The sequence below is a fragment of the Streptomyces sp. NPDC086519 genome (assembly GCF_040686075.1).
GTDB lineage: Bacteria > Actinomycetota > Actinomycetes > Streptomycetales > Streptomycetaceae > Streptomyces > Streptomyces shenzhenensis.
In genome coordinates, this window is record NZ_JBFBJL010000114.1 from 1 (window position 1) to 19,170 (window position 19,170).

Below are 19,170 nucleotides of genomic sequence, written 5' to 3' on the forward strand. Positions count from 1 at the left end.
CTTCGGCCAGGGCGAGGTCGCACCGGTCACCCGCGAGGTGCTCCGCGAGGCCGAGCCGGACCGCGCCCGGCGGCCGCGCGTCCACACCGGCTGAGGGCGGGACGCCGGGCGTAAGAATCCCGTCAAGAACCGCTCGGTCCGCATAAGAACCCTGTCAGCGCCGACTCCGGAGCGGCCACCGGCCCCTAGCGTCGGCCTCATGACGGACAGAAGACGCAGGGGCCGGGCGGCCGGTGACCGCACCTGGCGCGGCAGCGCGCTCCTGGCCGTCGGCTGTGCCCTCGGCTTCGGCGGGCTGACGCTCCTGGTGGACTGGGACGCCGGCACCCTCACCCCGGCCCGCGTCCTGCTCTGGGTCACCCTGTCGGCCGCCGTCCTCACCATGCTGCTGCCCGCCCGGGTCACCGCGGGCCCCGGCTGGCTGGCGGTACGCGGCCCGCTCCGCCGCCGTACGGTGCGCACCGACTCCCTCGTCTACGTCGGCCGGTACGGGGACGTCTCCGCGCACCTGGTCCTGCGTGACACGCGGGGCAGCCGCCTGGAGTTCGACCCGGGCGTCCTGCATGCCAACCCCCTGCTCTGGCACGAGCTGGACACCGGTGTGCGCCGCTCCGTGGAGCGCGGCACCCTGCGCCGGGGCACCGAGGTGCTGACGCGGCTCGGCCATGAGATAGACGACACGAACGCGCGCGCGGTCCTCGCCGCGTCCGGCCTCATCAGACCGTCCACCCCCTGACCGCCTGCCCCGCCGGCTGGGCCTATCGTGACCCGCATGCAGTCCTACACGATCGGCCAGGCGGCACGGCTGCTCGGCGTCAGCCCGGACACCGCCCGCCGCTGGGCCGACGCGGGCCGGATGGCCACCCATCGTGACGAGGGCGGCCGGCGGCTCATCGACGGCGCGGACCTCGCCGCGTTCTCCGTCGAACTGGCCAAGGCCGGCAGCGGCGAGGAGGACGCCTCCTACACCTCGGTCCGCAACGCCTTCCCCGGCATCGTCACCGCGATCAAGCTGGGCGATGTCGCCGCCCAGGTCGAGATCCAGGCCGGCCCGCACCGGCTGGTCTCCCTCCTGACCCGGGAGGCGGTCGAGGAACTCGGCCTGGAGGTCGGCATGGAGGCCACCGCCAGGGTGAAGTCCACGAACGTGCACATCGACCGCGTCTGACCGCTCACCCGCTCACCCGCTCACCCGCACACCCGCACAGCTCGCAGGCCAGGACGGCCGCAGCGTTCCGGGCAGCGCGCTGCGGGACACGGCGGGCGTGCGGTTCACGAAGCGGTCCACGGAGCTGTCGCTGACACGCGACCGGGTGTGGCGGGCGCCGGAGGCCGGGCGCCGTACTCCCCGTCCACCCGTATCTCCGTGATGCCGCTGATGTGCCGGGCCCCGCAGCGGTCCTGCGGAAGCACCAGCTGCGGGCCCGGCCGGTCCAGCGGGGTGCCGTCGATGCTGACACCGAGCAGAACGGGGGCGTGGGCGAAATCGGGGTCGATCTCGGCCCAGGAGAGCAGCGCATGGTGCCCGTCGCCACCCGTGACCGCGATGAGGAAGCGGAGCCGGTCCTTGCGCCGGCCGGGGTCGAATCCGGGTCCGGCGTCGGCGAGGACGTCGTACAGCCGTGGGCCGGTGAAGCCGTGGCGCTGGATTCCGCTGGTGGCGCACTCGAAGCTGACCCGCACCCGGTGCTGGGGCCAGCGCAGGAGGTCGGGCACGGTCAGCCGGGCCGGTCGTGCCAGGTCTCCGGTGAGGACGAGTTCGGCGAGCGTCATGAGCGGCCACCTCCCGGATGACGGTACCCACGGCACGTCACCGTACAAACGCACATGCCAGATTCAGGCCGCAAGTATGCGGCTCATGCGATGCGACAGAAGACTTACGGCTGGCAAATGCGGCAGTATCATCGCCAGGCGGCTGGTACCCAGGTCGCAGCAGGGCGCGACAGTTTTCTCATGACATCGGAGGAGTTCACTCGTGATGACCCGTTCCGTGCGCCGGACCCGGCGGACGCTCCAGGTGGCCGGTGCCTCGGTCGCGGCCCTGCTGGCCCTGAGCGCCTGTTCCTCCTCCGCCGACGACTCCTCGGCGACGACGAAGTCGGACACGTCGTCGGCGGCGACACCCAAGCTGTCGGGCTCGATCACCGTGTTCGCGGCGGCCTCGCTCCAGGAGAGCTTCACGACCCTGAAGTCGGACTTCGAGAAGGCCCACCCGGGCACCGAGGTCAACTTCAGCTTCGGCGGCAGTGACACCCTCGCCGCGCAGATCACCAGCGGTGCCCCGGCCGACGTCTTCGCCGCCGCGAGCCCCAAGACCATGGCGATAGTGACGGACAAGAAGGACACCGCGACGACGCCGGCCACCTTCGTCCGCAACCAGCTGGAGATCGCCACCCTGCCGGGCAACCCCGACAAGATCTCCTCCCTGAAGGACCTCACCAAGTCGTCGCTGAAGGTCGTGCTCTGCGACAGGACGGTGCCGTGCGGTGCCGCCGCGCAGAAGGCCCTGGACGCCGGCAAGCTCAAGCTCACCCCGGTCTCCTACGAGGCGGACGTGAAGTCCGCGCTCAACAAGGTGGTGCTGAAGGAGGCCGACGCGGCGGTCGTCTACCGGACCGACGTGCGGGCGGCCGGCGGCAAGGTGGAGGGTGTGGAGTTCCCCGAGTCCGCCGACGCGATCAACGACTACCCGATCGCCCTTCTCAAGAACGCCCCGAACCCCACGGTGGCCAAGGCGTTCATCGCCCTGGTGCGGTCCGCCGAGGGCCAGCAGGTCCTGAACGCCGCAGGGTTCCTCAAGCCGTGACGAAGACCGACGAGTCCGGCGCCGCGGCGGGCACCCTCACGGGCGGCCCCCGGCGCCGGCGGTTTCGGCCGGCCGTACCGCTACCGCTCCTCCTCCCCGGAGCGGCAGCCCTGGCCTTCCTGCTCCTGCCGCTGGTCGCCCTGCTGGTGCGGGCGCCCTGGAACAGCCTCCCGTCCCTGCTGACCAGCACGCAGGTGTGGCAGGCCCTCCAGCTCTCCCTGGTCAGCGCGACGGCGGCGACGGGCGTGAGCCTGGTCCTGGGCGTCCCCCTGGCCTGGCTGCTGGCTCGCACGAAGTTCCCCGGCCGGGGTGTCGTACGGGCTCTCGTCACCCTCCCCCTCGTCCTGCCCCCGGTGGTGGGCGGTGTGGCCCTCCTCCTCGCCCTCGGCCGCAACGGGGTGGTCGGCCAGTGGCTGGACGCCTGGTTCGGCATCACCCTCCCGTTCACCACGGCGGGCGTGGTGGTCGCCGAGTCCTTCGTGGCCATGCCTTTCCTGGTGATCAGCGTCGAGGGCACGCTCCGCGCCGCCGACCCCCGCTACGAGGAGGCGGCCACCACCCTGGGCGCCTCCCGCTTCACGGCGTTCCGCCGGGTCACGCTCCCCCTCATCGCGCCCGGCATCGCGGCCGGCGCGGTCCTGGCCTGGGCCCGCGCCCTCGGCGAGTTCGGAGCGACGATCACCTTCGCCGGCAACTTCCCCGGCCGCACCCAGACCATGCCCCTCGCCGTCTACCTCGCCCTGCAGAACGACCCCGACGCGGCGATCGCGCTCAGCCTGGTCCTGCTGGCGGTGTCGATCGCCGTACTCGCGGCGCTGCGCGACCGTTGGATGACGGCATCATGAGGACGACCCGCCGGACGAACACCCCGATGACCAACGCACACCCCACGGCAGCGGACGGCACGCAGCCACCCCGCACCCACCCGCGGCCGGACACCACCGGCCTCCACGCGCACCTCGTCGTCACCCGCCCCGCCTTCCGCCTGGACATCACCCTCACCGCCGCCCCCGGCGAGGTCGTCGCCCTCCTCGGCCCCAACGGCGCCGGAAAAACCACCGCCCTGCGCGCCCTGGCCGGCCTCACCCCCCTCACCGCCGGCCATCTCCGCCTGGACGGCACGGAGTTGGACCGTACGCCCCCCGAGTCCCGCCCGGTGGGCGTCGTCTTCCAGGACTACCTCCTCTTCCCCCACCTCACGGCCCTCGACAACGTCGCCTTCGGCCCCCGCTGCCAAGGCGCCACAAGGACCGAGGCGCGCACCGAGGCCGCCGCCTGGCTGGACCGCATGGGGCTCGCCGAGCACGCCGGCGTCAAACCCCGCCGGCTCTCCGGCGGCCAGGCCCAGCGCGTCGCGCTGGCCCGCGCCCTGGCCACCCGCCCCCGCCTGCTGCTCCTGGACGAACCCCTCGCCGCCCTCGACGCCCGCACCCGCCTCGACGTACGTTCCCAGCTCCGCCGCCACCTGGCCGAGTTCGAGGCGGTGGCCGTACTGGTCACGCACGACCCGCTGGACGCCATGGTGCTGGCCGACCGCCTGACCGTCATCGAAGACGGCCGGGTCGTCCAGGAGGGCACGCCCGCCGACATCGCCCGCCATCCGCGCACCGACTACATCGCCCACCTGGTCGGCCTCAACCTCTACCGAGGCCGCGCCGACGGCCACACCGTCGAGCTGGCCACGGGCCCCGCGATCACCACCACCGAGGACCTCACCGGTGACGTCTTCGTCGCGTTCCCGCCGAGCGCCGTCACCCTCTTCCGGGACCGTCCCACCGGCGCCAGCGCCCGCAACCTCTGGCGCTGCGAGGTGGCGGGCCTGGAGACCCACGGTGACCAGATCCGCGCCGATCTGACCGGCGAGCTCGCCCTCGCCGCCGACCTCACCACGGTCGCCGCCGCCGAACTGGACCTGCACCCGGGGGCCCCGGTCTGGGCGACGGTGAAGGCGACCCAGACGCACGCCTACCCGGCGTAGAACGGCACAGGCCCCGCCGAAGCGGGGCCTGTGCCGAACCGTGCGCGGTCCTCGGCGTCCTTGGGCGTCCCTGGACGTCAGTCCTCGTACGCGTCCAGCGGCGGGCACGAGCACACCAGGTTCCGGTCGCCGAAGGCCTGGTCGATGCGGCGCACCGGCGGCCAGTACTTGTCGGCGGCGGACACCCCGCCGGGGAAGACGGCCTCCTCCCGGCTGTACGCGTGCTGCCACTCGCCGCCCAGCGCGCCCGCGGTGTGCGGAGCGCCACGCAGCGGGTTGTCGTCGGCGGGCCAGTCCCCCGCCCCGACCTTGTCGATCTCCGCCCGAATGGCGATCATCGCCTCGCAGAACCGGTCCAGCTCGCCGAGGTCCTCGGACTCGGTCGGCTCGATCATCAGCGTGCCGGCCACCGGGAAGGACATCGTCGGCGCGTGGAAGCCGTAGTCGATGAGCCGCTTGGCGACGTCGTCGACGCTCACTCCGGTCGCCTTGGTCAGCGGCCGCAGGTCGATGATGCACTCGTGCGCGACGAGCCCGCCGGGCCCGGTGTAGAGCACGGGGTAGTGCGGCTCCAGCCGCTTGGCGACGTAGTTGGCGCTGAGCACGGCCACCTGCGTGGCCCGCTTCAGTCCTTCGCCGCCCATGAGCCGGACGTACGCCCACGAGATCGGCAGGATCCCCGCGGACCCCCACGGCGCGGCCGAGATCGGCCCGACACCGGTCTGCGGCCCGGCGGCGGGCTGCAGCGGGTGGTTCGGCAGGTACGGCGCCAGGTGGGCCCGTACGGCCACCGGGCCGACCCCCGGACCACCGCCGCCGTGCGGGATGCAGAAGGTCTTGTGCAGGTTGAGGTGGGAGACGTCCCCGCCGAAGTGCCCCGGCTTGGCGACCCCGACCAGGGCGTTCAGGTTGGCCCCGTCCACATACACCTGACCGCCGGCCTCGTGCACCTGCGCGCAGATCTCGGCGACGTGCTCCTCGAACACCCCGTGCGTGGACGGATAGGTGATCATCAGTACCGCGAGCTCGTCGCGGTACTGCTCGATCTTCGCCCGCAGGTCCGCGACGTCGATCTCGCCGTCCTCGGCGGTCTTCACGACGACGACCTTCATCCCGGCCATCACGGCGCTGGCGGCGTTGGTGCCGTGCGCGGAGGACGGGATCAGGCACACGGTCCGCTGCTCGTCGCCGCCTGCGCGGTGGTAGGCGCGTACGGCGAGCAGCCCGGCGAGCTCGCCCTGGGACCCGGCGTTGGGCTGCAGCGACACCTTGTCGTACCCGGTGACCTCCGCGAGGCGCTCCTCCAGCTCCCGGATGAGGGTCAGGTACCCCTGGGCCTGCTCGGCGGGCGCGAACGGGTGCAGCTGCCCGAACTCGGGCCAGGTGACCGGCTCCATCTCGGTGGTCGCGTTGAGCTTCATGGTGCAGGAGCCCAGCGGGATCATGCCGCGGTCCAGCGCGTAGTCCCGGTCGGCGAGCCTGCGCAGGTACCGCAGCATCGCGGTCTCGGAGCGGTGCTGCCGGAAGACGGGGTGGGTCAGGTAGCCGTCGGTGCGCAGCAGTGCCTCGGGCAGCGTGTCCTCGGTGACCGCGTCCAGCGCCTCGACGTCTCCCTCGACGCCGAAGGCCGTCCAGACGGCACCCAGCTGGGCGCGGGTGGTGGTCTCGTCGCAGGCCATGGAGACGTGGTCGGCGTCGACGAGCCGCAGGTTGACGCCGCTGCGGCGGGCGGCGGCGACGATCTCTGCGGCCTTGCCGGGCACGCGGGCGGTGAGCGTGTCGAAGTAGGCGCCGTGCACGATCTCGACCCCGCCGGCCTTGAGGCCCGCGGCGAGGATCGTGGCGTACCGGTGCGTGCGCTGGGCGATGGCCTTGAGCCCGTCGGGGCCGTGGTAGACGGCGTACATGCCGGCCATCACGGCGAGCAGCACCTGCGCGGTGCAGATGTTGCTGGTGGCCTTCTCCCGCCGGATGTGCTGCTCGCGGGTCTGCAGCGCCAGCCGGTACGCCTTGTTCCCGTCGGCGTCCACGGAGACGCCCACGAGCCGCCCGGGCAGGCTGCGCGCGAACTTCTCGCGGACCGCCATGTAACCGGCGTGCGGCCCGCCGAAGCCCATCGGCACACCGAACCGCTGGGTGGTGCCGACGGCGATGTCGGCCCCCAGCTCGCCCGGTGAGGTCAGCAGGGTCAGCGCCAGCAAATCGGCGGCGACGGTGACGAGCGCGCCGGCCTCGTGCGCCTGCTCGACGACGGCCTTGATGTCGCGTACGGCACCGGAGGCGCCGGGGTACTGGACGAGCACCCCGTTGATCTCCCGCGCGGCGAGGTCCGCCGGGATGCCGTCCGCGAGGTCGGCGACCACGACCTCCACGCCCGACGGCTCGGCCCGGGTCTGGATCACGGCGATGGTCTGCGGCAGCGCGTCCGCGTCGACGACGAAGACGCCCTTCTTGTTCTTGCCCATGCGCAGCGACAGGGCCATGGCCTCGGCGGCGGCCGTGCCCTCGTCGAGCAGCGAGGCACCGGAGGTGGGCAGCCCGGTGAGGTCGGCGACCATGGTCTGGAAGTTCAGCAGGGCTTCCAGACGGCCCTGGGAGATCTCCGGCTGGTACGGCGTGTAGGCCGTGTACCAGGCAGGGTTCTCCATGACGTTGCGCAGGATGACGGGCGGCGTGAAGGTCCCGTAGTAGCCCAGCCCGATCATCGAGTCGAGCACCTGGTTCCGGTCGGCCAGCGACCGCAGCTCGGCCAGCACCTCGGCCTCGGTCCGGGCGCCGGGCAGCTCCAGCCGGTCGGCGTTCTTGATCACGTCCGGCACGGCGGCCGCGGTCAGGTCGTCGAGCGAGCCGTACCCGACCTGGGCGAGCATCTTGGCCCGGGCCTCGTGGTCGGGGCCGATATGGCGCTGCTCGAAGGGAATACCCTGCTCAAGCGCGGAGAGCGGAATACGCTGGGCGGTCATTGCGGAGGCCTCCTGGTCTGACGCGACCTTTGAGGGGTACCCCGGCACGGGCACCCCGACGGCCTCCCCCTCTGTCATCTCAACCTGAGAGCTTCACCGGTGCGCCCTTGCGGACTACCAGCTTTCACCGTCGGTGAGAGCGGACACCGTCGACATCCGCCCTGCTTTCCAGAGTGACCTCGTCCGTGCGGTACGTGAGCCTGAGAGATTCCGGGGAGGAGTTGCTCCTTCGGCGCCTCCGGTTGCCCGGAGGACTCTCCCGCACGGGGTCAGCAGCCGCTTGCCAGCCTACCAGCGAGGGCAACGCCGGAGCCTTCGAGTGGCCGCCTCCTTGAATGTGCTCTTTTGTAGTGCTTACGGATGAGTTGCGACCAAGTGGAGGGCCCGTGCAGACCGACATCGATCCGCGCAACCTGATCGGCCGCAAGGCGTTCGACCGCAACGGCACGAAGATCGGCACGATCGACGAGGTGTACCTCGACGACGCGACGGGCGTGCCGGAGTGGGCGGCCATACGCACCGGCCTGTTCTCCCGGGACGCCTTCGTGCCCCTGGAGCCCAGCGAGCTGGTCGAGGGCACCCTCCACGTCCCCTTCGACCGCGCCCTGATCAAAGACGCCCCCGACTTCGGCGTGGGCCGCCACCTCTCCCCGGAACAGGAACTCCAGCTCTACCACCACTACGGCCTCGACACGACTCCCCCGCCCCACGCCCACCCGGACCACGACTTCGGGAAGCTGGCGGGGACGGAGGACGCGGGGGCATGAGACCGACGTGAGACCGACGCCGGGTTCGCTCGCGTTTCGGCCGCGGCCGGTGTGGGCCGGTCGCGCAGTTCCTCCCCCAGCCTTCGGCCGGGGGCACCCCGAGCGCCCCTGACGGGGCGCTACAGTCGCGTCAGCTTCCCAACTGCGGGCAGTCGTGCCGCTCGGGCGGCACGGATCAGCGCAGCGGCACCCCGCCAACCCCAACTGCGGGCAGTCGTGCCGCTGGGGCGGCACGGGTGGGCGCAGCGGCACCCCGCCAACGCGGGCGAGTGAAACCCCCCGCCCCCGGCCCACACCCCGGTCACGCACCCACCCCGTCAACCGGAACCAACGGCAACGGCTCCGCCGGCTCCAGCTCAGGGTCATCGACCCGAAACGTCCGCACCCTCCCCGGCCCCACAGACCCCGGCGTCTCGAACCGCACCGTCACCCGCCCCAGCCCGCTCCCCTGCACCCACCCGTGCCCGTACTCGGCATGCCGCACATCGTGCCCCGCAGGCCACCGCCGCTCGGCGGCCGCCTCCCGCTCGGCGACCGGCTCCGCCACGTCCTCCTCCGCCGCAAACTCCGCCGCCCCCTCCCCGGCCGCCGCCTGCGCGAACAGGTCCTCCTGCGTGTAGTCGGCCAGCCCCGACACGCCCACCCCCAGCAGTCGCACACCACCCGTCGTGTCCACCGAGTCCAGCAGCCGCCCGGCCGCCTCCCGCACCACCGCCGGGTCGTCGGTCGGGCCCCTGAGCGTCTCCGACCGGGTCAGCGTCGAGAAGTCGTACCGCCGTACCTTCAGCACGATGGTCCGCCCCGACAGCCCGGCCCCCCGCAGCCGCCGCACACACCGGTCGGCCAGCCGCTGCACCTCAAGACCCACGCGCATCCGGTCGTGGATGTCCACGTCGTAGGTGTCCTCGACCGACACCGACTTGGTCTCCCGCTCGGCGACCACGGGCCGCTCGTCGTGCGCGAGCGCCATGGCGTACAGGGCGTGGCCGTGGGCCTTGCCGAGCAGCCGGACCAGCTCGTCCTCCCCTGCCTCGGCGATCTCGTCGACCGTGGTGATCCCGGCCCGCCGCAGATGGTCTCCCGTCGCCGGCCCCACCCCCGGCAGAATCCGCACCGGCATCGGCCCCAGCATCGCCCGCTCGGTGCCCGGCTCGATCAGCACCAGCCCGTCCGGCTTGGCCTGCTCGGAGGCGATCTTCGCGAGCATCTTGGAGGCGGCGAGCCCGACGGACCCGGAGAGCCCCGTCACGGTCCGTATGTCCGTGCGCAGCCTCTCCCCCACCAGCCGCGCCGATGTCGCGTCCCAGGCCGCCTCAGCGGCCTCCAGGTCCACGAACGCCTCGTCCAGGCTGAGTGGCTCCACCAGCGGCGAGAGCCCCCGCAGCAGCGCCATCACCTGCTCGCTGATCGACCGGTACAGTCCGAAGCGCGGCACCAGATACGCGGCGTTCGGCGCCAGCCGCCGCGCCTGCGCCATCGGCATCGCGGAGTGCACCCCGAACACCCGGGCCTCGTACGACGCGGTGGCCACCACACCGCGCGGTCCGAGCCCGCCCACGACCACGGCCTTCCCGCGCAGGCTCGGCTTGGACGCCTGCTCCACCGAGGCGAAGAAGGCGTCCATGTCGAGATGCAGGATCGTGGGCGCGTTTCTCACATCTCCGATGCTGCACCACGCCACTGACAATGCCCCGGCACGGACCCGTGCCGGGGCATCAGTAGAAGCCCAAGGGGCTTCGGGCGAGGACTTCAGACCGCCCGGTTGCGCCGTCTGGCCAGTTCGTCGGCGGGGTTGTGTCCCACCAGGGTCTCCCCGGTGTCGACGCGCTCGCCGTGCAGCTGGGAGAGCGCGCTTTCCACGTCGCGCCAGACCACGCCGACCGCGATCCCGAAGATGCCCTGACCGCCCTGGAGCAGGGCGTGGACCTCGTCCGGTGAGGTGCACTCGTAGACCGTGGCGCCGTCGCTCATGAGGGTCATCCGCTCCAGGTCACGGAAACCGCGTTCCCGCAGGTGCTGGACGGCGGTGCGGATGTTCTGGAGGGAGACCCCGGTGTCCAGGAACCGCTTGACGATCTTCAGGACGACGACGTCCCGGAAGCTGTACAGCCGCTGGGTGCCCGACCCGTAGGCAGGCCGCACGCTGGGCTCGACCAGGCCGGTGCGGGCCCAGTAGTCGAGCTGCCGGTAGGTGATGCCGGCCGCCGCACAGGCCGTGGGCCCGCGGTAGCCGATCTCCTCGGTCGCCATCGACGCCGCCCCTCCGCCGCTCGGCACCGCGGTCGGCCGCTGTGGGGCGTGACCGGCGGTGCTGCTGTGAAGCGGGGACGGACCGCTCTCCCCGAAACCGCGTCCGGGGGCACCCCCAGCCATACCGTCGCCGCTGCTTCTCACGCCGACCTCCGTCCTTGACCTGCCTTCTCGACGGTAGGCAGTCACCAGGGGTGCGTCAACGATCGCCACACTCGGCACGCCGAGTGATAATCACCCTAGGAGTGGTTTCCCGTGCCCCACCGCGGGGAAAGGCTAGCCGAATGCTCTGGCGGGGAGCCGTAGGACGCTCTCAGTGGCCGCTGGCAATTACCCATGAGTTTCGGCTGTGACAGCCGCCCACCGGCCCGTCGCCGACCCTCCGGCAGATGACGCGCCGTTCGGTTCGCTACTGGCTGCTGGTGCCGAAGTCCTCGGGCGAGATCTGGTCGAGGAACTCGCGGAACTTCTCCACCTCGTCCTCCTGCTCGTCCGGGATCGCGATGCCCGCGTCGTCCAGCACCGTGTCACTGCCGTAGATCGGCGTTCCGGTGCGCAGCGCCAGCGCTATGGCGTCGGACGGACGGGCGCTCACCTCGACCCCGCTGGCGAAGACCAGCTCCGCGTAGAAGACGCCTTCACGCAGATCCGTGATGCGCACTTCGGTGAGCTCCTGGCCGACGGCCTCCAGCACGTCCTTGAACAGGTCGTGGGTCAGCGGCCTGGCGGGCGCCATGCCCTGCTGGGCGAACGCGATCGCCGTCGCCTCCCCCGGCCCGATCCAGATGGGGAGGTAACGGTCGCCTCCCACTTCGCGCAGGAGCACGATCGGTTGGTTGGAGGGCATTTCCACCCGGACACCTACGACATCGAGCTCGTTCACACAGCAACCCTAGGCCGTGCCCGGGACGTTTGGGTAGTCGGGCCCGGAACGCGGGCCCGATCCGGCCTCCCCCCGGGCCCTGTCGTGCCGCTCACGGCAGCCGCACCCCGAGGGCGGTCTGCACCAGCGCGGCGTGCAGCTTCACCGTGAGCGCCGCCAGCTCCTTCGTACGGGCCTCCGCATGGGCCCTGGTCTGCGGATTGCGATGGCGCTTGAGCGGGGCCACCACCTGGTCCACCAGGCCGGCCTCGCGGTCGACGGCGGCCTTCATCACCCGCAGATGGCGCGGCTCGATCCCGAACCGCCCCAGCTCGGTCACGAGCGAGGCCACGGTGACCGTCTCGGCGTCGTACACGCCGTCCTCCAGCGGAGCGATCAGCCCGTACGACTCCCACTCCGCGAGGCGGTCCTCGTCGATGCCGGCGGCCGCGAGCAGCTCGTGCCGGCCGATCCGGGCGACCGCCGGGGCCTCGGCGGCCGTCGGCACGGCCTCGCCGTCCCGCTGCCGCCCCAGCACGGGCAGCTGGACCGCCTCGCCGCGCTCCATGGCCTCCAGGTACTCCCGGATGACCTTGAGCGGCAGATAGTGGTCCCGCTGCATCCGCAGGACGTGTCCGAGGCGCTCCACGTCCCCGGCGCTGAACTTCCGGTAGCCGGAAGGGGTGCGGCGCGGCTCGATGAGCCCTTCCGACTCCAGGAAGCGGATCTTGGAGACGGTGACTTCGGGGAACTCGTCGCGCAGCACGTTCAGCACCGTGCCGATGCTCATCAGCCCGGGTTCCGTGGCGGCGGCGCCGTGACCGGCACCGCCGCTCGGTGTGTGCAGCATGGACCTTCTTCCCTGGGGTCCCCCGGACGAGGTCCGGCGCGCGGTCAGATGCCCTGCCGGCTCGCGTAGAAGACCAGCCGGTACTTGCCGATCTGGACCTCGTCGCCGTTCGACAGAGCGACCTGGTCGATGCGCTCCCGGTTGACGTACGTGCCGTTGAGGCTGCCGACGTCGGCCACCGTGAACGAGCCGTCCGGCTGGCGGCGGAACTCCACATGCCGGCGCGAGACCGTCACGTCGTCCAGGAAGATGTCGCTCTGCGGGTGGCGGCCGGCCGTGGTCAGATCGCTGTCCAGCAGGAAGCGGCTGCCCGAGTTCGGGCCACGGCGCACGACCAGCAGCGCGGAGCCGAGCGGCAGCGCGTCGACCGCCGCCTGCGCCTCGGGCGAGAGCGACGGCATCTGGGTCTGACCGGTGACCTCGGCGTCGTAGGCCTCCAGACCGGAGATCGAGATCGTGGACGTCGTCTCCGACGCACGCTCGGGGACCGCACCCGCACGCAGCGGGGCTCCACAATTGGAGCAGAAGCGGGCGTTCTCCGCGTTGCGGTTACCGCACCTCGTACAAACCAGGGCCGACATGGACGGATCCTCCTGCCGCGGCTGCCCCGCCGGGGCGTTGGACGCGTACGGGCCGGAGGCGAACCCTCCACCCGCACCTGAGGTTGACGGTTGCCCGAAACCTATGCCGCCGGACTGGGACGGGTCAACTGACGGCGCGCCCTGACCTCCGGAAATGTCACCCCCCGGACCAGCCACCTGGTCCCGGAACAGCGGGCGCTGGCCCTCCGCGTCGGGCTGTGCCCGATGGCGAGCGGTCGCGTTGTCGCTACCCTCTCGCGCGCTCTTGCCGAACAACTTCGCAAACAACTTCACGGGCGATTCCCCTTGACCGAAACAGACCCGCCCGTGGGGCAGGACGAACCCTGACTGAATAAACCGGCCGACCCGGACAACCACACAACGTCCGTATCCACCAGACAGTTTCCACCACGCACCGGTTCCCCGGTGCGCCGACCCCCCGCAACCTCATGCCCTTGCCGGACGTCCCCCATGCACCGGCGGTTCACTGCGAGGACGACCGAGCGTAGTCAGGCTGCTTCGCCGGTCGCAAGGCGTCCACGACGATCTTGGTGGACCGCTCGACCGTCACAGTCGCCTGTTCCTTTTCGAGGGTCTGCACCACGCCTCCGGGGATGTTGAGAGCCGGTTCGAGGTCCTGCGGCTTGCCGATCACCCTGAAAACGTAGGGCTGGGTGATCTTGTTCCCGTCGACGCTCACACTCTTACCGGAGTCGGTGAGGTAGGTACCGGCGATCACCCGTACCCCGTTGACCTGGATCGCCTCCGCGCCGGCCGCGCGCAGCTCCTGGATCGCGTCGAGCAGCATGTCCGCCTGCACCGTCCCCTTCGGGTCGTCGACCGTCATCGTGATGCCAGGACCCTGTGCCGCCACGGTGCCCGCGAGAATGCCGAGTTGCCTCTCCTTCTCGGCCGTCTGCTTACGGGCCTCCGCCGCCTGGTCGGAGCTGCTCTGCAACTCCTGACGCTGCTTTTCGAGTCCTGTCTTCTCGTCCTCAAGACGCTGCGTACGGTCGTCCAGTTCATCGAGGATGCGGACAAGATCCTCCTGCCGGGCCCCGCGCAGCGCGCTGTCGCTGTCGCTGTTCGACGCCACCTGCACGGCGAGCCCGAACCCGAGCCCGAACAGCAGCACGGCGACGATCAGTTGAGCCCTGCTCACCCGCGGTGGCCACAGCCCCTGTACCAGCCTCTGCCGACCGGTCAGCCCGGCCTCCGGCTTCGGCTCGCCGGCGGACTCGCCCTTCGGCGCCGTGACGGGCACCTCGGCCGGGAGTTCTCTGCGCAGCCGGTGCTCCGGCTCCTTGCCGTGCTCGCTCATGCCGCTCACGCCCTGAAGACGTGCCGCCGGATCGCCGCGGCGTTGGAGAAGATACGGATACCGAGGACCACCACGACCCCCGTGGACAGCTGCGAGCCCACCCCCAACTTGTCGCCGAGGAAGACGATCAGCGCGGCCACCACCACGTTGGACAGGAACGACACCACGAACACCTTGTCGTCGAAGATCCCGTCCAGCATGGCCCGCAGACCACCGAAGACGGCGTCGAGCGCCGCGACGACGGCGATCGGCAGATACGGCTCGACGACCGCCGGGACCTCAGGCCGGACCAACAGTCCGGCCACGACGCCCACGACGAGGCCAAGTACGGCGATCACGATGTGCCCTTCTCAGTCTTCTCGGTGTACGGCTGTGCCGTACGTACGATCACGCTCGGCGCGGCGGGCAACCGGACGTCACTCTCCGTGGAGATCGTCGCCCGGATGTCGAAGTTCTCCTCCAGGGCATGCAGGTACAACCCGTCGGGGCTGTCCTGGAACCTGGAGCCGAGCCTCTCCCCGTCGCCCACCGCCAGCACCGTGTACGGCGGTACCAGCGGCCTGTTGTCCACCAGTATCGCGTCCCCCGCGGCCCTGATCGCGGACAGGGCGGTCAGCCGCTGCCCGTTGATCGAGATCGCCTCGGCGCCCGAGGCCCACAGCCCGTTCACGACGCGCTGCATGTCATGGTCCCGCACCCGGCCGGTGTCGGAGAACCCGGAGGTCTCCCGGGGATTGCCGGCGTCACCGCCCGCGGAGGCCTCCTTGGCGTCGTTCACCACCAGCTTCACGCCGGGGCCGTGCACCGCCGTGGCGCCCGACAGCACGTCGACCAGGTCCGCCTGCCCGCTGCCGCCGCTGTCCTTCAGCGCGGCACGCTGGCGGGCGCTGACGTCGTCCCGCAGCTTGTCGACATTGGTCTCCAGCTTGTCCGCGGCCGCCGTCTCCCGGTCGATCCTGTCGATCAGCTCCTGGCGCTCCTTGGCCACCACGGGCGCCGTCACGCGCGCCTGTGCCGCTCCCACGGTCACCACGAGGGCCGCCAGCACCAGGCCGCCCGCGAGGCCCAGCCTGGCCCTGAGGGTCTTCGGCATGCCGCCGCCCTGCCCCTGAGCCCGCTTCCGCGCGGCCGCCTCGGCATACCCGTCGTCGAGGCTGTGATCCATGACGTTCGTGATCAACGACATGGAGGCATCCGGGCGCGACGGCCGGGAGACGCTGCTCCGAACGGGGGGTTGCTGCGGCATGCCGCACATCGTCGCACGTCGCGACCAGTACCTCCGAACGGCCCCACCGGCGTGCCGGACCGGCCCCCCATGGGGACACGTGTCCGGCACGCACGCGTGCAGCGGTTTTACCGTCCGGCGCTGTCCACGATCGCCGACCACTCGTCCAACAGCGCCTGCGCGGAGGCGTCGTCGGGCCCCTCGGCCCACAGATGGGTGACCGCCTCGGCCGGGTCGGGCAGCACCATCACCCAGCGCCCGTCGGTCTCGACGACCCGCACCCCGTCGGTCGTGTCGACGAAACGATCACCGGCCGCCTCGACGACACGCCGCATGACCAGCCCCTTGACAGCCCACGGGGTGGCCAGGTCCCGCTTCAGGACATGCGCCTTCGGGATCCGGGCGTCGATCTGGCTGAGCGTGAGCTGCGTCCGCGCCACCAGACCGATCAGGCGTACGAACGCGGCCGTACCGTCGTAGACACTGCTGAACTCCGGAACGATGAATCCGCCCTTGCCGTCACCGCCGAAGATGGTGCCTTCCTCACGCCCCACGCGGGTGAGGTCGTCCGGAGAGGTGGTCGTCCACTCGACCTGGGTGCCGTGGTACGCGGCCACCTGCTCGGCGATCCGGGTCGTGGTGACCGGAAGCGCCACACGGCCGCTGCGCCGCTCGGCGGCGATCAGGTCGAGCATCACCAGCAGGGCCCGGTCGTCCTCGATGATGCGGCCCTTCTCGTCCACCAGGGACAGCCGCTCACCGACCGGGTCGAAGCGCACGCCGAACGCGGCCCTTGAGGACGCCACGATCTCGCCGAGGCGCACCAGCCCCGCCCGGCGCTGGTCGGCCGTCTCGGTGGGCCTGGCCTCGTTCAGACCGGGGTTGATGGTCAGCGAGTCCACACCGAGCTTGCCGAGCAGGCTGGGCAGCACAAGCCCGGCGCTGCCGTTGGAGGCGTCCACGACGACCTTGAGGCCCGAGTCGGCGATCCCGGTCGTGTCGACATTCCGCAGCAGCGACCCGGTGTACGAGTCGAAGACGCTGGCCGGGAAGTACAGGTCGCCGATCTCACCGGGGAACGCGCGCCGGTACTCCTGCCGCGCGAAGATCCGGTCCAGCTTGCGCTGGCTGGCCTGGGAGAGGTCGGCGCCCTGCCCGTCGAAGAACATGATGTCGACGGAGTCCGGCACCCCGGGCGAGGTCCGGATCATGATCCCGCCGGCGCTGCCCCGCCCGGTCTGCTGCCGCGCCACCGGCAACGGCACGTTCTCCAGGTCGCGTACGTCGATCGCACTGGCCTGGAGCGCGGAGATCACCGCCCGCTTGAGCGCACGCGCACCACGGGAGTGGTCACGAGCCGTCGTGACGGTGGACCCCTTCTTCAGGGTGGTGGCATACGCGCCGGCCAGCCGTACGGCCAGTTCCGGCGTGATCTCGACGTTCAGGATCCCGGACACGCCCCGGGCGCCGAACAGATGAGCCTGGCCCCGGGACTCCCAGATCACCGACGTGTTGACGAAGGCGCCGGCCTCGATGGTCTTGAAGGGATAGACCCGGACATTGCCCTGAACGATCGATTCTTCACCGATCAGGCACTCGTCGCCGATGACCGCCCCGTCCTCGATCCGCGCGGCCCGCATGATGTCGGTGTTCTTCCCGATGACACAGCCCCGCAGGTTGCAGTGCTGCCCGATGTACACGTTGTCGTGGACGACGGCCCGGTGCAGGAAGGCGCCGCTCTTCACGACGACGTTGGATCCGACGACGGTGTGCTCGCGGATTTCCGCGCCGGCCTCGACCTTGGCGTAGTCGCCGATGTAGAGCGGCCCACGCAACTCGGCGTCCGCGTGCACCTCGGCACCCTCGGCGACCCAGACGCCCGGGGATATCTCGAAGCCGTCGATGTCGACGTCGACCTTGCCCTCCAGGACGTCGGCCTGCGCCTTCACGTACGACTCGTGGGTACCGACGTCCTCCCAGTAGCCTTCCGCGACATAGCCGTAGATCGGCTTGCCTTCCTTCATCAGCTGCGGGAAGACGTCGCCGGACCAGTCGACGGGAACGTCGGCCTCGACATAGTCGAATACCTCGGGCTCCATGACGTAGATGCCCGTGTTCACCGTGTCGGAGAAGACCTGCCCCCAGGTCGGCTTCTCAAGGAAGCGCTCGACCTGGCCGTCCTCGTCGACGATGGTGATGCCGAATTCCAGCGGATTGGGCACACGCGTCAGGCAGACCGTGACGAGTGCGCCCTTTGCCTTGTGGAAGTTGATCAGCTCGGTGAGGTCGAAGTCGGTCAGCGCATCGCCGGAGATGACAAGGAAAGCGTCGTCTTTCAACGCGTCTTCGGCGTTCTTGACGCTTCCGGCGGTACCGAGTGGCTTCTCCTCATTGGCATAGGTGAGCTCCATACCGAGCTCCTCGCCGTCCCCGAAGTAGTTCTTGACCAGCGATGCCAGGAACTGCACAGTGACGACGGTCTCGGTGAGCCCATGCCTTTTGAGCAGCCGTAGCACATGCTCCATGATCGGTCGGTTCACGACCGGAAGGAGTGGCTTAGGCATGCTGGAGGTCATGGGGCGAAGGCGTGTGCCTTCACCACCGGCCATCACGACGGCCTTCATGTCGGAAGCGTCCTCCTCTAAGAGATGACGGTCTCGCCGACTTCACCCGTCAAGATTGTCCCGCACTTTTCCGCCGCGGGCCATCGAGAGCAATCGAGGGCCACTACGTCCGGACAATCGCCGAGGCTCAGTCGGCTGTGGCGTCCGCACGAACCAGGCGACGGACCTGCACCACGTAAAGCACTCCTGCCCACCAATACAGGGTTGTACCCCACCCTGCGAACGCCCATCCGAAAATAGCAGCGAGTGACGAGATCCAGCCGCTTCCGTCACTGAGCAGGAGGAGCGGGAACGCGTACATCAGATTGAACGTCGCGGCCTTCCCCAGGAAGTTCACCTGCGGCGGCGGATAGCCGTGCCGCCGGAGGATCCCCACCATCACCAGCAGGACCAGCTCACGCAGCAGTAGTACGGCCGTCAACCAGAGCGGCAGAATCTCACGCCAGGTGAGTCCGACCAGCGTCGACAGCACGTAGAGCCGGTCCGCGGCGGGGTCCAGCAGCCGGCCGAGGCTGCTGATCTGGTTCCAGCGCCGGGCGAGCTTGCCGTCCAGGTAGTCGCTGACGCCGCTGAAGAGGAGTACCAGCAGGGCCCAGCCGTCGCTCTTGGGCCCGCCGAACTCGGGCCTGAGGATCAACCACAGGAAGACGGGTACGCCGACGAGACGGGCCATGCTGAGGATGTTCGGGATGGTGAGGACCCGGTCCGTCTGGACACGGGTCTCCTGGACCTCCACCCGGGAGCCTCCTGTGGTGGGAAACGAGCCAACTCTGCCCCCTGACCCTACCTCAACGCAAAAAAGCTCTGGCTCTTGGGCTTGTTGCCCAAGAGCCAGAGCTCTAAAGGGAGTTCGGCGGCGTCCTACTCTCCCACAGGGTCCCCCCTGCAGTACCATCGGCGCTGTAAGGCTTAGCTTCCGGGTTCGGAATGTAACCGGGCGTTT

Annotated in this window: 18 protein-coding genes, 1 rRNA gene and 1 riboswitch; of the genes, 6 read left to right on the forward strand and 13 right to left on the reverse strand. The window is 70.5% G+C overall.

Going from position 1 to position 19,170, the window contains the following annotated elements; translation table 11 throughout:
* Positions 1–199 precede the first annotated feature (199 nt).
* Entirely contained in the window at positions 200–736 is a 537-nt protein-coding gene (locus AB0P24_RS46045; protein ID WP_365805167.1) for a hypothetical protein, read from the forward strand.
* A 36-nt stretch (positions 737–772) separates the two neighbouring features.
* Complete coding sequence (locus tag AB0P24_RS46050; RefSeq protein ID WP_181809054.1) at positions 773–1,168, forward strand: molybdopterin-binding protein; 396 nt, start codon at positions 773–775, stop codon at positions 1,166–1,168.
* Positions 1,169–1,272: 104 nt separating this feature from the next.
* Here AB0P24_RS46050 and AB0P24_RS46055 read toward each other — a convergent pair whose 3' ends face one another.
* Positions 1,273–1,773, reverse strand: coding sequence for a molybdopterin-dependent oxidoreductase (locus AB0P24_RS46055; RefSeq protein ID WP_365805169.1), 501 nt, complete (start codon positions 1,771–1,773; stop codon positions 1,273–1,275).
* A gap of 205 nt (positions 1,774–1,978) precedes the next feature.
* On the opposite strand from AB0P24_RS46055, the gene modA reads away from it, so the two are divergent.
* Genes modA through AB0P24_RS46070 form a run of 3 tightly spaced genes read left to right on the forward strand, consistent with a single transcriptional unit; the run spans position 1,979 to position 4,784 of the window.
* Positions 1,979–2,806, forward strand: a complete 828-nt coding sequence (gene modA, locus AB0P24_RS46060) for a molybdate ABC transporter substrate-binding protein (protein ID WP_365805171.1) — start codon at positions 1,979–1,981, stop codon at positions 2,804–2,806.
* Complete coding sequence (modB, locus tag AB0P24_RS46065; protein WP_365805173.1) at positions 2,803–3,651, forward strand: molybdate ABC transporter permease subunit; 849 nt, start codon at positions 2,803–2,805, stop codon at positions 3,649–3,651. The genes modA and modB overlap by 4 nt, the downstream gene beginning before the upstream one ends.
* Positions 3,648–4,784 carry an ABC transporter ATP-binding protein gene (locus AB0P24_RS46070; RefSeq protein ID WP_365805175.1) on the forward strand — a complete coding sequence of 379 codons (1,137 nt, stop codon included), beginning with the start codon at positions 3,648–3,650 and terminating at the stop codon, positions 4,782–4,784. Before modB ends, AB0P24_RS46070 begins: the two co-directional genes overlap by 4 nt.
* Positions 4,785–4,861: 77 nt before the next feature.
* Here the strand turns inward: AB0P24_RS46070 and gcvP are convergent, their stop codons facing one another.
* Entirely contained in the window at positions 4,862–7,747 is a 2,886-nt protein-coding gene (gene gcvP, locus AB0P24_RS46075; RefSeq protein ID WP_365805177.1) for an aminomethyl-transferring glycine dehydrogenase, read from the reverse strand.
* 178 nt (positions 7,748–7,925) lie between these two features.
* Positions 7,926–8,019: riboswitch (glycine riboswitch) on the reverse strand.
* A gap of 114 nt (positions 8,020–8,133) precedes the next feature.
* Here gcvP and AB0P24_RS46080 point away from each other — a divergent pair.
* Entirely contained in the window at positions 8,134–8,514 is a 381-nt protein-coding gene (locus AB0P24_RS46080) for a PRC-barrel domain-containing protein (RefSeq protein ID WP_365805179.1), read from the forward strand.
* Positions 8,515–8,815: 301 nt separating this feature from the next.
* Here the strand turns inward: AB0P24_RS46080 and AB0P24_RS46085 are convergent, their stop codons facing one another.
* From AB0P24_RS46085 to rrf, 11 genes are all read right to left on the reverse strand, one after another.
* A complete protein-coding gene (locus AB0P24_RS46085; RefSeq protein WP_365805181.1) occupies positions 8,816–10,171 on the reverse strand; it encodes a DNA polymerase IV in 1,356 nt (451 codons plus the stop codon).
* 92 nt (positions 10,172–10,263) lie between these two features.
* A complete protein-coding gene (locus AB0P24_RS46090; protein ID WP_181803611.1) occupies positions 10,264–10,908 on the reverse strand; it encodes a MerR family transcriptional regulator in 645 nt (214 codons plus the stop codon).
* 265 nt (positions 10,909–11,173) lie between these two features.
* Positions 11,174–11,647, reverse strand: a complete 474-nt coding sequence (locus AB0P24_RS46095) for a bifunctional nuclease family protein (protein ID WP_026253112.1) — start codon at positions 11,645–11,647, stop codon at positions 11,174–11,176.
* Positions 11,648–11,738: 91 nt separating this feature from the next.
* Positions 11,739–12,476 (reverse strand): MerR family transcriptional regulator, encoded by a 738-nt coding sequence (locus AB0P24_RS46100; RefSeq protein WP_365805183.1) that lies wholly within the window; start codon positions 12,474–12,476, stop codon positions 11,739–11,741.
* A gap of 44 nt (positions 12,477–12,520) precedes the next feature.
* Positions 12,521–13,351: an FHA domain-containing protein gene (locus AB0P24_RS46105; protein WP_355714625.1), complete on the reverse strand. Its 831-nt coding sequence runs from the start codon at positions 13,349–13,351 to the stop codon at positions 12,521–12,523.
* Positions 13,352–13,541: 190 nt separating this feature from the next.
* Positions 13,542–14,378 carry a DUF881 domain-containing protein gene (locus AB0P24_RS46110; protein WP_365805185.1) on the reverse strand — a complete coding sequence of 279 codons (837 nt, stop codon included), beginning with the start codon at positions 14,376–14,378 and terminating at the stop codon, positions 13,542–13,544.
* 5 nt (positions 14,379–14,383) lie between these two features.
* Positions 14,384–14,716, reverse strand: coding sequence for a small basic family protein (locus AB0P24_RS46115; protein ID WP_046727248.1), 333 nt, complete (start codon positions 14,714–14,716; stop codon positions 14,384–14,386).
* The gene (locus tag AB0P24_RS46120; protein WP_365805187.1) at positions 14,713–15,633 is read right to left on the reverse strand and encodes a DUF881 domain-containing protein; all 921 of its coding nucleotides are present in this window, start codon (positions 15,631–15,633) and stop codon (positions 14,713–14,715) included. Before AB0P24_RS46120 ends, AB0P24_RS46115 begins: the two co-directional genes overlap by 4 nt.
* 98 nt (positions 15,634–15,731) lie before the next feature.
* Entirely contained in the window at positions 15,732–18,227 is a 2,496-nt protein-coding gene (locus AB0P24_RS46125) for a mannose-1-phosphate guanyltransferase (RefSeq protein WP_365805189.1), read from the reverse strand.
* Positions 18,228–18,354: 127 nt separating this feature from the next.
* Positions 18,355–18,963: a CDP-alcohol phosphatidyltransferase family protein gene (locus AB0P24_RS46130; protein ID WP_089105646.1), complete on the reverse strand. Its 609-nt coding sequence runs from the start codon at positions 18,961–18,963 to the stop codon at positions 18,355–18,357.
* 112 nt (positions 18,964–19,075) lie between these two features.
* Positions 19,076–19,170: ribosomal RNA gene (gene rrf / locus AB0P24_RS46135) — 5S ribosomal RNA — on the reverse strand; the annotation flags it as partial.

Bases quoted from the DNA above. Each gene is read 5' to 3' on its own strand.
- AB0P24_RS46045 (WP_365805167.1), top strand. From the start codon at position 200: ATGACGGACAGAAGACGCAGGGGCCGGGCGGCCGGTGACCGCACCTGG.
- AB0P24_RS46050 (WP_181809054.1), top strand. From the start codon at position 773: ATGCAGTCCTACACGATCGGCCAGGCGGCACGGCTGCTCGGCGTCAGC.
- AB0P24_RS46055 (WP_365805169.1), bottom strand. From the start codon at position 1,773: ATGACGCTCGCCGAACTCGTCCTCACCGGAGACCTGGCACGACCGGCC.
- modA (WP_365805171.1), top strand. From the start codon at position 1,979: ATGACCCGTTCCGTGCGCCGGACCCGGCGGACGCTCCAGGTGGCCGGT.
- AB0P24_RS46070 (WP_365805175.1), top strand. From the start codon at position 3,648: ATGAGGACGACCCGCCGGACGAACACCCCGATGACCAACGCACACCCC.
- gcvP (WP_365805177.1), bottom strand. From the start codon at position 7,747: ATGACCGCCCAGCGTATTCCGCTCTCCGCGCTTGAGCAGGGTATTCCC.
- AB0P24_RS46100 (WP_365805183.1), bottom strand. From the start codon at position 12,476: ATGCTGCACACACCGAGCGGCGGTGCCGGTCACGGCGCCGCCGCCACG.
- AB0P24_RS46110 (WP_365805185.1), bottom strand. From the start codon at position 14,378: ATGAGCGAGCACGGCAAGGAGCCGGAGCACCGGCTGCGCAGAGAACTC.
- AB0P24_RS46120 (WP_365805187.1), bottom strand. From the start codon at position 15,633: ATGTGCGGCATGCCGCAGCAACCCCCCGTTCGGAGCAGCGTCTCCCGG.
- AB0P24_RS46125 (WP_365805189.1), bottom strand. From the start codon at position 18,227: ATGAAGGCCGTCGTGATGGCCGGTGGTGAAGGCACACGCCTTCGCCCC.